The organism is Yinghuangia sp. ASG 101, from assembly GCF_021165735.1.
GTDB lineage: Bacteria > Actinomycetota > Actinomycetes > Streptomycetales > Streptomycetaceae > Yinghuangia.
In genome coordinates, this window is record NZ_CP088911.1 from 5,024,653 (window position 1) to 5,036,210 (window position 11,558).

Below are 11,558 nucleotides of genomic sequence, written 5' to 3' on the forward strand. Positions count from 1 at the left end.
TGCGGGTGTACGGCGGCGATGCAACTGCCGTGACCGGGCAGGATCTTCTCCGCCACTACATCTTCTACTTCTTGGAGTTCGTGGGAATGCACGCTTCGTTGTCGGCGGTGTTCAGCTTGAGGTCTGCCGCCGGGGGCACCTCGACAACGGGCGGAGTGGTGGCCGCCGGGGCTCCCGCCGCACTGGATTGCGGCGCCGAACCCGCGTTGCCCGCACCCGCGATCGGCGCGTCGGGCGTGTCGAGGTTCGGGAAGTCCGAGCCGATGATGAGTTCGAATGTGCTTGTCCCTGAGGTGCTTTCCTCTATCGCCAGATCGGATATACCTACCACGGCGGCCAGTTGCCGCGCCGCGTCGGCCTTGCCTTGGGGATACCGGATGAGGCTGTTGTCGCGTGTTCCGGTTGTCGCCGCCTCCGACTTGGCCTTGTAGCCGAGCGTACCGAGTTGCTCCACGACGTACTTGCCCTTGGTGGCGTCCGTGGTGTTGACGACGTTCACCTTCATGGTCGCGGGATCCACGGGAGCGGGCGCGGGTGCCGGAGGCGCCTCCGGTGCCGCGGGTGCGGGCGGTGCCGACGAGGCGGGCGTCGTCGCGGGGTTGCCCTTGGTGATGGCCGTGTCGGTGCGCAGGGCCTCCCACAGCTTGGTGGCGTCCGGCTGGCGCTGCTGCACCCACGCGTCCGGGTTCCCGGGGTAGGGCTCGTTGGGGAGCGTGGTGAAGGCCATGCGCTCCTCGGGGACCTTCTTGATCTCGTTGCCCAGCGACGCGAGCTTGTCGATCGTCCCGAGGCCGCGGTCGACCTGGAGGTTCCCGGTGGCGGCCTGCGCGATGTCGAAGACCGCCTTGGGATTGCTCCACTTCGCGTTGCCCTTGATCTCCCGGGCCAGGGCCATGAGGAAGCTCTTCTGCGCCTCGATGCGGGCCAGGTCGCTGCCGTCGCCGAACGCGTGCCGGGCGCGGACGAACTGCAGCGCGTCGTTGCCCTGCAGGCGCTGCGGGCCGGCGTTGAGCTTGAGGCCCGTGCCGCCCTGCTTGTTCGGCAGCACGGGGTCGTTGATCGGCCCGCACAGGTTGATCGGGACGCCGCCGACGGCCTTGGTCATCTCCTTGACGCCGTTGAAGTCGATGAGCAGGTAGTGGTCGACCTGGACGCCGAGCATGCGCTCGACCGTGGCCACCGTGCACGGCGCCCCCGGCGGCGTCGCCAGGGTGCTGTTGAACTGGACCTTCTGCGTGGACGCCGGGTGCACCTTGTCGTCGTCGTACTTGCACGCCGGGCGGTCCACCATCGTGTCGCGCGGGATGCTGACCATCGTGGCGTTCGAGCGGTCGGCGGACAGGTGCATGAGGATCGTGCTGTCGGCCAGGCCCTCGTGTCCGGGCTCGCCGCCCACCTGGTTGCCCTTGCCGACGCGCGTGTCCGACCCGATCAGCAGGATGTTGAGCGGCGTGCGCCCGAACTCGTCGGCCGCGGACGGCGGCACCTCGTTCGCGGCGCTGCGGTCCGTCTTCTTGATACGGCTGTTGAGGTACATGTAGTAGCCGTACGCGCCCGCGACGATCACCACGAGCAGCCCCGCGAGCGAGATCGCCGTCCACTTGAGGCGCTTCTTCGCCTTGCTCGGCCCCTTCGGCGCCCGGCGGCCGGTGCGCGACGGCGCGGGGCGGGCCGGGTCGGCCTCCGGGCTGGTGCGCGGCGGGGCGACGGTACGGCTGACGGCCTGCGAGCGTCCGGTTCCGCTTCGGGCGCCGCCGTCACGTATCGCGGGCAGGCGGTCCGAGCCGCCGCGGGACTGCGCGGGCGGCCCGGGCGGTGGGGGCGAACCGGCGGACGGCGCCTCGCCGCCCGCGTCCGGGGCGCGCAACCGATAGCTGCCGGTGCTCGGGTCCATCACCCAGAGATCGGCCACGTCGGCGTCGTTCAGCGCGTTGAGGTCGTTGTCGCCCGGTCCCCCACGCCCGGGAGCGTTGCCCGCGTTCATGACCCGCTTCTCCTCCCGGTTTGCTGCCCTGTGGTGGCCGACGATTCGGCTGTGTCGATGGCGGCCGACTATGTGGGGCGGCCGACGACTCCGCTGTGTCTCCGGCGGCCACCGACTCCGCTGTATCCATGGCGGCCACCGACTCCGCTGTTGTGATTCGACGTGTGATTCCGGCCGTGTCCCGGTCCGTCGGTGTATCTCGCGTATACGTGTGACGTGCGCGCGAAAATGCCACCCTAGCGGGCAAGTTCGCGTTGTCGTGCGGCTGTCCTGAAACCTGCCTTATCAAGATTGGGGCGATTTGTTGGAAGATCACCCATTTCTGTTCCCGGGTGATCGCGGGGAGGTCGGTCCCTGTCCGGTTCTCGACGTCAAGAGCACACGTCCTGTTCGACGGTTCGGCCGGTGACCGTCACGATCGGCCCGTCCGGCAGATCCGGAGGCGCACTCGCCGTGGCGCTCGGTGACGGTGTGCCGGACGACGGGGCGGTCGAAGTCCCCGACGCCGAAGCCGACCCCGAAGCACCCGCCGTGGCCCCGGCCGACGGCGACGCGTGGGCCGCGGTGTCGGAGGCGGCCGGTCCGGTGGCACCCTCGGGAGAGTTCGTCGACGAGGCCCCCGCGTTCGGCCGCACCGTCGCGGCGTCGTCCGCGGGATGCCCGCTCGCCCCCGCCGACGGCTTGGCCGTGGCCGGCCCGCGGTCCGCGCCGGCCGTCCCCGCGGCGGTCGCCCCCGGTGCGGGCGACATCGAACTCCCGGACACATCAGGCAGGTTCGCCTGGTCGATGGCGACGCTTCCGCCGCCTTCGACCTCGGTTCCGGGCGCCGTCTTGGCGACCGCGACGCGGTCGTACCTGATCGCGGTGAACAACGCGTCCGCGTTCGGCTGCACCAACTCGTCGCGGTTGGTGTCATACCGGTACGGCTGCCGCGGCACGGTGAGGAACGCCGACTGGTCCGACGGTATGTCGGACACGCTCGCGGAGAGTTTCCGCAGTTCGTCCAGCGAGTCCAGACCCGGGTCGGCGGTGATGGACCGCGTTCCGGCGTCCAGCAGTTGGATCAGTTTCACCGGGTTGAACAGCACCCCGTTGGACTGCACCTTGTGCATCAGCGAGGCGAGGAAGCGCTGTTGGCGCACCATGCGCTGGGTGTCGCTGCCGTCCCCGAGGTCATGCCGCGCCCGGACGAACGCCAGGGCCTGCTCGCCGTTCAACTTCTGCTGCCCGGCGTCCAGATCCAGGTGCGCGTCGTCGTCGTGCAGCGGCTCGGACAGGCACACGTCCACGCCGTCGACCGCGTCGACCATCTGCTTGAAGCCGGTGAAGTCGATGACGATGTGGTGGTCGATCTGCACCTGCGTCATGAGTTCGACGGTCTTGATCGTGCACGCCGAGCCGCCGATCTCGAACGCGTGGTTGAACTGGTCCCGGTAGGCCCGCGAGGTGGAGCCGTCGTCGCGCACGCACGAGGGTATCTGCACCATCAGATCGCGCGGGATGCTTACCGCGACCGAGCTTTTCCGGTCGGCGGCCAGGTGCAGAAGGATCGTCGTGTCCGACCGCTTGGTGCCCTCGCCGACGTCGCCGTACTGCTTGTTGGCCCCGGTCCGGTCGTCCGAGCCCATGAGCAGGATGTTGACCGCGCCGTGCGCCTCCGGCATCACCGGGGGCCGCGACGGACCGATCTTCTCGGCGACCGGCTCGCTGGTGATCTGGCCGTCGAGCCGCTGGTAGAGGACGTACGCACTGACCGCGGCCGAGGCCGATATGACGGTCATCGTGACGGCCATGCTGGTGAGTATGCGCCGCCATCGCCGCCGGCGGCGGGTGGCCCGTCGGCGCGGGACGGGCTTCGCCGCGGCGAGGCCCCGGGGCGTATCGGCCACGGCCGCCGGGGCGATCTCGTCCTCCTCGGAGGCGACCGGCTCCGGCTCGGACACCGCCGCCGCGTCCGCGGGGCTGTCCGCCGCCGCGCCCGCCGGGACCGCGGCGTCGTCGACGCCGACCGTCTCGGCCGTGTCCTCCGTGGCCTCCGCGTCCGCCAGGGCTTCCCGGTTCTCCGGGTGCGGCGCGTCCTCCGGTACGGAAGCCTCGTCGTCCGGGCCGGTGGCGGCGGCGGTCGCTGCATCCGACACACCGTCACCATCCGTGGTGTCACCGGATGATGACGCGGTGTCACTCTCCTCGTGGGCATCCTGCGGAGCGTTCGCCCCCGCTGTTGTCGCGTCGTTGTGCGGTGCGGCGGCCGGCGAGGGCTCCGAAGCGGCCGTCGGCGACGCCGGGCCCGCCGCGTCCGGAGCCGACGCCGGCCCCGGATCCGGGACGGGACCCGGCGTGCTCTGGTCCTTCTCGCCATTACGCACGAATTTCCGCTCTCTGCCACGAGACATGGACCGGCTTCCGCATTCGGCTGCGCGCAGCGGCGAAGTCCTGGTAGCCGGTGTCCAGATAGACGTACCTGCCCGAGAGCAAGTTGCATCTTGCGGGTTGCTTGTGGCCCAAGTCACACAAGCTTGCGGCGTAAGGCAGTTGATGAGGCTTTTAGTGGGTTTTTTGGCGCGGTGCTATGCCCTGCTTGATCAGGCTTTGTCGATGAAGACGCATGTCGTCGGCCGGGGGGCGTCGTCCACCCGGGGCGGCGTCCGCCGACGCGCGAAATCAGCCGTCCTCGCCGGTGATCGTCCGCGTGACACGCTCGGTCGCGACGCGCCGCTCCAGCACCGAGGCGTCGGCGCGGTCGAGATTCCGGCACAACACCACCGGCACGCCCGCCGCGAGCGGGGCCAGCAGCCCCGCCCGGAGCCCGTCCGCGCGCGTGAGCGGCAGCGCCGAAAGCAGCCGGTCCCCGGCGGACAAACCCCACGTCGCCGCGGCGTTCGCACCCCATTCGGCCAACTCCGAGGCCGTGTACGTCCGGCCGTCCGACTCCCACGCCGGGGCATCGGGGCGGGGCGCGACATAAGGGACGAACCGGTCTCCGTGTCCGGCGACTTCCGCCGCGTAGTCGAGGAACCCGGCGGGCGGCTTCGGGAACCGCGCGCCCATCGGCCGCAACGCGAGCGCGACCCGCTCCCCGGCCCCCGCGCGGGCCTCCTCCAGTGTGTCCGGCCCCGAGACCACGAGGTCCGCGCCCGAGACCCCGCCGCCCGGCACCACCACAAGACCCACCGACCAACACGCCATCAGCCACACCTGGGTCTGCCAGTGCGTCGGCAGAAACAGCGCGACCCGCTGCCCCGGCTCCGCGGACAGGTCGTCCTGGAGGAGGTTCGCGGTCTTGCTCACCCAGTTGTCGAACGTCGCGACGGACAACTCGACGCGCTCACCGGTCGCGTCGTCGTGGAAGGTCGTGAACGGCCGCGTGGCATCGCTCGCCATCGCGGCCCGCAGAAGCGTGACGGGGGTTTCGGGCATGGGGGCAACTGTACGGATACCGGAGGGACAGGGCGGAGTCGGTGGCCGCCGAAGCTGCAGAGCGGAGTCGGTGGCGGCCGTCCTGCAGAGCGGAGTCGGTGGCCGCCATCCCGTACGCCGTCGGCGCCGGCCCAGTCCGACCCGCTCCGAACCCGCGTTCCGACGCGGGGGCGGTTCGCCCGATCGTGGGCCGTCACGGGCGTTCCGTCCGACCACCGGCCGCGCCGGTGCTACCGTACGCCCGTTCGAGTGGCCCGACGTGAGGAGAGTGCGCGGTGGAACTGACGCGCACCTGGCGTCCGCCATACGCACTCGACCTGCGCCTGACACTCGGTCAACTCCAGCGCGGCAAGAGCGATCCGACGTACCGCGTCGCCGCCGACGGCGCGGTCTGGCGCAGCGCGCTCACCCCGGACGGCCCGTGCACGCTCCGCGTCAGCGCCCGCCGCGGCACCGGCGAGGTCACCGGTCGAGCCTGGGGCCCGGGTGCCGCGTGGCAGCTCGACCGCTTCCCGGAACTGCTCGGCTCCGGCGACGACCCGGACGGTTTCCCCGCACACCGCCACCCGCTCCTCCACGACGAGTTCCGCCGCCGCCCCGGGCTGCGGATGCCGCGGACGGGCCTGGTCATGGCGGCACTCATCCCGTCCGTGCTGGAGCAGAAGGTCACCACGATCGAGGCGCGCCGGGCCTTCCGCATGCTCGTCCACCGGCACGGCACCCCGGCGCCCGGACCCGCGCCCGACGACCTCCGCGTCATCCCCGACACCGCCGGCTGGGCGCGCATCCCGACGTGGGACTGGCACCAAGCGGGGGTCGACCACAAGCGCTCGCGCACCTTGATGGAGGCGCTGCGCGTCGCCGGGGCCCTCGAACGCACCGCGCGGCAGCCCAACGCCGAGGCCTCGCGCCTGCTGAAACTCGTCCCGGGCATCGGCGTCTGGACCACCGCCGAGACGATGCAGCGCTCACACGGCGACGCCGACGCCCTCTCCGTCGGTGACCTCCATCTGTGCGGACAGGTCGCGCACGCCCTCACCGGCGCTCCCGGCGACGACGCCCGCATGCTCGAACTCCTGGAGCCCTTCCGGGGCCACCGCCACCGCGCCGCGCTGCTGATCCGCATGTCGGGCGTCCGCGTACCACGCCGCGCGCCGCGCTTCGCGCCCCGGGATTTCAGCCGGATCTGACGCGGGCGGCGGGCGACGCCGGTCGACCGGATGGGCGGCCGTCGATTCGGCCCGCGACACGTGGCCGCCACGGGCTCAGCTCGCGCTGAACGGCGGCCACCGACTCCGCTGTACAGATGGCGGCCACCGACTCCGCTGGTTGTCACCTCACCACAACGACGTCGTCGATCGTGCGTGCCGGTCGGTCGCGCGGAGGTTCGGCGGGGTGGCCGATCGCGATCGCGCCCATCGGGTCCCAGGAATCCGGCAGGTCCAGGGTCGACCGCACGGTGTCGCGGCAGAACATGGTCGAGCTGACCCACGCGGAGCCGAGCCCTTCGGTGGTCAGCGCGATGAGGAAGTTCTGGACGGCCGCGCCCGCCGAGACCACGAACATCTCGCGCTCCGCGGCGGCGCGCTTCGCGTCCGGATACGCGTGCGCGCCCTCGGTGACCAGGCACGGAACCGCGAGGCAAGGCGCCCCGCGCAGCAGGTCGCCGCGTGCGACCCGGCGCGTGACCGCGGCGTCGTCGAACCCGTCCGCCCGCAGGTCGCGGATCCACGCGTCCCGCATCGCGTCGAGCAACTCCGCACGCGCGGACGGCGATTCGAGCAGCACGAAGCGCCACGGAACGGTGTGGTGCGGTGCCGGCGCGGTGATCGCCGCGCCGACCGCACGCCGTACCGCGTCGGGGTCGACCGGGTCGGACGCGAACGCGCGGATCGTCCGCCGCGCCGCGACCGCCTGGGCCGCCCCCTCGCGTAGCGCGTCGTCGGTGCCCAGCCGGAACATGTCCTCCGCCGAGGAACGCACCAGCGGACGGACACCCTCGCCGTCGCCGTCGGTGACCAGATGCCCGAGCCCCCGCACGACGGCGACCGGAACCGCCCCGGCCTTGCCCTTGACCAGCTCGGCCGCGGACGCGAGTTCGTCGACGACCGCGGTCACGGTCACCGCGAGTTCGTTGCCGTGCGTATCGGACCGGCCCCGGTGGTCGTCGAGCGCGTCCAGGCCGGCGACGCCGATCGCGACGTCGGTCAGCCCCATGCGCCACGGCCGGCCGAAGGTGTCCGAGACGACGACACCGACGCGGCACGACGTCCGCGCGGCGAGCGAGGCGCGCAGCGCGCGGGCCGAGGCGTCCGAGTCCTCCGGCAGCAGAAGCAGCGTCCCCGGTTCGGTGTTGGACGCGTCCACACCGGCCGCGGCCATCACGAACCCGTGCCGGGTCTCGACGATGCGCGTGTCGCCGCGCCGCGCGACGACGCGTACCGCCTCGGCGTCGATCACCTTGTCGCGGTCGACCCCGCGCAGCAGACGGCCTTCGGCCTTGCTGACGATCTTGGACGTGACCACGAGGATGTCCCCGTCGCGCAACCCGGGCCCGGCCGCCACGGCGTCGGCGATCAGCTCCCCGAGATCGTCGCCCTCGCGGACCTCCGGGATGCCCGGTATGCCCAGCACCTCATAGCCGCGCGGCGGGGTCATGCGCCGCCCTCCACCCGTACTTCGGCCGCCATCGCGAGCGCGGCCCGCGCCATCTCGGCGGTCGCCTCCACGTCGGTCATCAGCAGCGGGATCGCGCGGCACGCGATGCCGGCCTCCTCGACCGCCGGGACCGCGTCGGCGTCACCGGAGTCCACGAGCCAGCCGTCGAGCAGCCCCGGGCCGTAGTGCCGGGCGACCGCCGCGGCCGAGGTCTCCACACCCACCGCCGCCAGCACCTTGTCGGCCATGCCGCGCACCGGCGCGCCGCCGATGATCGGCGACAGGCCGACCACGGGTGCCTCGGCCTCGACGAGCGCGTCGCGGATGCCGGGCACGGCCAGGATCGTGCCGATGCTCACGACCGGGTTCGACGGCGGGAACAGGATCACGTCGGCCTCGGCGATCGCGCCCAGCACGCCCGGCGCCGGCTTGGCCTCCTCGATCCCGACGGGGACGATCGCGTGCGCGGTGGGTTCGGCGCGCAGCTTCACCCAGTACTCCTGGAAGTGGATCGCCCGCCGGGCCCCCGGGTGCTCCGCCGCGGCGGGGCCGCCGAGATCCGCGGTGTCGACGACCACGTGCGTCTCGACGCGGTCGTCCGACATCGGGATCAGGCGCACTCCCGGCTTCCACCGCGCGCACAACGCCTCGGTCACCGCACTCAGCGGATACCCGGCGCCCATCATCTGGGTGCGCACGATGTGCGTCGCGTAGTCGCGGTCGCCGAGCCCGAACCACGTGGGCTCGACGCCGTACGCCGCCATCTCGTCGCGGATGCTCCACGTCTCGTCGCGGCGCCCCCAGCCCTGTTCCTCGTTGATGCCCTCGCCCAGCGTGTACATCACGGTGTCGAGGTCCGGGCACACCTTGAGTCCGAACAGGTGGATGTCGTCGCCGGTGTTGCCGACGACGGTGATGTCCGCCTGGGGTTCCGCCGCCTTGAGGCCCCGCAGGAACCGGGCTCCGCCGATTCCGCCGGCCAGTACCACGATGCGCATGCGCCCCAGTCTCGCAGGCACGCGGCGCCCGGAGGCCCGGTGGGGCGGACGGATTGCTTCCGGATGCCGCCCGGGGACCTCACGTGTCGACCGGCAGCCCCGCGGCCCGCCACGCCTGGAAGCCGCCGATCACGTCCGTCGCCCGGACGAGCCCGAGGTCGAGCAGCGACACGGCGGCGAGGCTGGACGCGTAGCCCTCGTCGCACAGCACGATGACGCGTGCGTCGAAACCGGTGGCCTCCGGCAGCCGGGCGTCGCCTTCGGGGTCGAACCGCCATTCCAGGTGGTTGCGCTCGACGATCAGGGCCCCCGGGATGAGGCCGTCCGCCGCGCGCTGGCCCGCGTTCCGGGTGTCGACGAGCACGGCTCCGGCGGCGGCCTCGGCGAAGGCCTCTTGCGGTGTGATGCGGATGAGGCGCGACCGCGCGGACGCCAGCATCCGGTCCACGCTCGTCGTCCGCGCCGCTCCCGGCGCGGCGGGGTGCACCGGTATGCCGCCGTGTCCGTCTTCCGTCCCGCGGCCGGCCGCCCCGCTCACCAGTGCTCCCCGGAACGCTCCACCCGCAGGTGCGGCAGCGGGACCTCGTCGGGGCGGTCCTGGGCCCCGGTGTGGTCGTACATGTTCATCGTCGTCAGGCGCGGCGCGTACACGTGCACGCTCACCGCGGGCTCGGTGCCCATGTTGGTGACCTCGTGCACGTAGGTGGCGCCGAACGCGCGCGTGGTGCCCGCGCCGAGCACCCGCTCGCGGGCTCCGGCCCGGCGCAACGGCGAGACGACGAGCGAGAGTTCGTGGAGTTCGCCGGAGACGACGGTGAAGACGCCGGACGAACCGCCGTGGTCGTGCAGCCCGGTGCCCTGGCCCGGGAGCCAGCTCAGCAGCCAGACCTCGTGGTCGTCGGCGGAGTGCAGGAGCCGGTACCAGCGGGACACCGGGTCGTACCGGACGGTGTCGAGCGAGGCCGCGACCTCGGCGGCGTGCCTCGCGGCGAGAGCGGCGAGCCGGGCGACCGTCACGGTGGTGACGGGGGCCGGCTGGACGGCCAGATGCGGGGGTGCGGCGAGCGGGTCGCCGGCGACCGTGATGTCACTGGACATGCGCGGAAGGTCCTCGGAAGCTGCTGGTGTGACGGGCGGGCCCGTCGACGGGTTCGGACGGAGACCGGGGCCGCACGAGACTGTCGTGCGGGGGTGCGGGAGAGGTCTGCCGGGTGCGAGCGGCGCGGGGGCGGTCGGCGTAGGGCCGGGGACGTCACCGCGGATTCGCGCCGGGGAGGTGGGCCGGAGGTGCCTCGCCCCCGGAGCCCGCGTGCGCGGGAGGGAGCGGGGAAGCCGGCCTCAGCCGAGGCGGTGCCGACGCGTGGTCGGCGCTCTCAACACGGCAGACAGCGGCAACCCGGACAGCTTTGACAGCTGCGACGGCTGCGGCAGCGGCAACACAGCGCAGCGTCGGCCTCACGGATGTCGGCGGGGCGACTCCGGAGCGGCATGCGGTGTGCTGGCATGTCGAAAAGGACACCCGCAATCGGGCCCGTCTGTCAACTCGGGCATGGGTCGACCGAGTGAGGGCAGACGTGTCCTTCGCCGGAACGGGTGATGCGAAAGCGGGGAGAGGTTCGAAAGACGGGGGCCAGGGGAGTGATTTCGTGACATGTCGCCTGGCGAGTCCGCCCCGGCGTGTGTGACCTGTGATGTCGGTCATTCCCGTGGGATTTTCGCGCTGAGCCGGGAACCCTGGCGAGCATCCGGCACGTAGGTCCATTACGAGTCGGCATCGGGCGGGTTGGACCGGATGATGCCGTTGCGGCCCGGGCCGAGGGTCACCCGCCATATGGGGCACGAGGGTTGATTGATATGTCCGAGTTTGTTGGGATACCTTCCAACTCGCGCGATGGTGTGCTCCCGGCGGGTGAATCCAAGTCCCAATAGCAGAGCTTGGCTTGACGGGACAGTAATGACGCGCTTGTAATTTCACAGATGCTGTGACCATTACTGGTCACGGATAAATAACGGGGATGTAAAACGGGTCGAGGAGGCAGACGATGGGCGAGCTGTTGCAGCTGCTGGTCGAGGACGACGCCGACGCCATGGAGGGCGTCATCGAAGGAGAGGAGGAACTCAGCTGGCAGGAGCGCGCGCTGTGCGCCCAGACCGACCCCGAGTCCTTCTTTCCGGAAAAGGGCGGTTCGACCCGAGAGGCAAAGAAGGTCTGCTTCTCCTGCGAAGTCCGCGACGAATGCCTCGAGTACGCCCTGGCCAACGACGAACGCTTCGGAATCTGGGGCGGATTGTCCGAGCGTGAGCGCCGCCGCCTGAAGAAGCGCGTGGTCTGAGACCCGGAGCGGCGGCCCGCGAGGGCCCCGGGTTCCCACCCCAAACGCCGTTCTCCGCCGACAACCTGACACACCATCGGATACGCCGCCGACGCGGCGCCCGACAGGCCCGGGCCACCTGCCGAACCCGGGCCGGCATCACGGACCGCCCCGGCGCCAGGCCCGCGG

General features: G+C 71.7%; 9 protein-coding genes. 2 read left to right on the forward strand and 7 right to left on the reverse strand.

Annotated features, from left to right (window positions below; genetic code table 11):
- Positions 1 to 64: 64 nt before the first annotated feature.
- The 3 genes from LO772_RS21645 to LO772_RS21655 all read right to left on the reverse strand — a co-directional run bounded on the left by LO772_RS21645 (position 65) and on the right by LO772_RS21655 (position 5,401).
- Positions 65 to 1,984, reverse strand: a complete 1,920-nt coding sequence (locus tag LO772_RS21645) for an LCP family protein (protein WP_231773690.1) — start codon at positions 1,982 to 1,984, stop codon at positions 65 to 67.
- A gap of 371 nt (positions 1,985 to 2,355) precedes the next feature.
- The gene (locus LO772_RS21650) at positions 2,356 to 4,122 is read right to left on the reverse strand and encodes an LCP family protein (protein WP_231773691.1); all 1,767 of its coding nucleotides are present in this window, start codon (positions 4,120 to 4,122) and stop codon (positions 2,356 to 2,358) included.
- A 523-nt stretch (positions 4,123 to 4,645) separates the two neighbouring features.
- Positions 4,646 to 5,401 carry a TIGR03089 family protein gene (locus tag LO772_RS21655; protein WP_231773692.1) on the reverse strand — a complete coding sequence of 252 codons (756 nt, stop codon included), beginning with the start codon at positions 5,399 to 5,401 and terminating at the stop codon, positions 4,646 to 4,648.
- 275 nt (positions 5,402 to 5,676) lie between these two features.
- On the opposite strand from LO772_RS21655, the gene LO772_RS21660 reads away from it, so the two are divergent.
- Positions 5,677 to 6,591 carry a DNA-3-methyladenine glycosylase family protein gene (locus LO772_RS21660; protein WP_231773693.1) on the forward strand — a complete coding sequence of 305 codons (915 nt, stop codon included), beginning with the start codon at positions 5,677 to 5,679 and terminating at the stop codon, positions 6,589 to 6,591.
- Positions 6,592 to 6,733: 142 nt separating this feature from the next.
- Here LO772_RS21660 and LO772_RS21665 read toward each other — a convergent pair whose 3' ends face one another.
- The 4 genes from LO772_RS21665 to LO772_RS21680 form a co-directional block, all read right to left on the reverse strand.
- Positions 6,734 to 8,059 (reverse strand): coenzyme F420-0:L-glutamate ligase, encoded by a 1,326-nt coding sequence (locus LO772_RS21665; RefSeq protein ID WP_231773694.1) that lies wholly within the window; start codon positions 8,057 to 8,059, stop codon positions 6,734 to 6,736.
- The gene (gene cofD, locus LO772_RS21670; protein WP_231773695.1) at positions 8,056 to 9,057 is read right to left on the reverse strand and encodes a 2-phospho-L-lactate transferase; all 1,002 of its coding nucleotides are present in this window, start codon (positions 9,055 to 9,057) and stop codon (positions 8,056 to 8,058) included. The genes LO772_RS21665 and cofD overlap by 4 nt, the downstream gene beginning before the upstream one ends.
- 79 nt (positions 9,058 to 9,136) lie before the next feature.
- Complete coding sequence (locus tag LO772_RS21675; RefSeq protein WP_231779663.1) at positions 9,137 to 9,496, reverse strand: rhodanese-like domain-containing protein; 360 nt, start codon at positions 9,494 to 9,496, stop codon at positions 9,137 to 9,139.
- A 95-nt stretch (positions 9,497 to 9,591) separates the two neighbouring features.
- Positions 9,592 to 10,155, reverse strand: a complete 564-nt coding sequence (locus LO772_RS21680) for a cysteine dioxygenase (RefSeq protein ID WP_231773696.1) — start codon at positions 10,153 to 10,155, stop codon at positions 9,592 to 9,594.
- Positions 10,156 to 11,099: 944 nt separating this feature from the next.
- Here LO772_RS21680 and LO772_RS21685 point away from each other — a divergent pair.
- A complete protein-coding gene (locus tag LO772_RS21685) occupies positions 11,100 to 11,390 on the forward strand; it encodes a WhiB family transcriptional regulator (protein ID WP_231773697.1) in 291 nt (96 codons plus the stop codon).
- Positions 11,391 to 11,558: the final 168 nt, after the last annotated feature.

Bases quoted from the DNA above. Each gene is read 5' to 3' on its own strand.
- LO772_RS21645 (WP_231773690.1), bottom strand. From the start codon at position 1,984: ATGAACGCGGGCAACGCTCCCGGGCGTGGGGGACCGGGCGACAACGAC.
- LO772_RS21655 (WP_231773692.1), bottom strand. From the start codon at position 5,401: ATGCCCGAAACCCCCGTCACGCTTCTGCGGGCCGCGATGGCGAGCGAT.
- LO772_RS21665 (WP_231773694.1), bottom strand. From the start codon at position 8,059: ATGACCCCGCCGCGCGGCTATGAGGTGCTGGGCATACCGGGCATCCCG.
- cofD (WP_231773695.1), bottom strand. From the start codon at position 9,057: ATGCGCATCGTGGTACTGGCCGGCGGAATCGGCGGAGCCCGGTTCCTG.
- LO772_RS21675 (WP_231779663.1), bottom strand. From the start codon at position 9,496: ATGCTGGCGTCCGCGCGGTCGCGCCTCATCCGCATCACACCGCAAGAG.
- LO772_RS21680 (WP_231773696.1), bottom strand. From the start codon at position 10,155: ATGTCCAGTGACATCACGGTCGCCGGCGACCCGCTCGCCGCACCCCCG.
- LO772_RS21685 (WP_231773697.1), top strand. From the start codon at position 11,100: ATGGGCGAGCTGTTGCAGCTGCTGGTCGAGGACGACGCCGACGCCATG.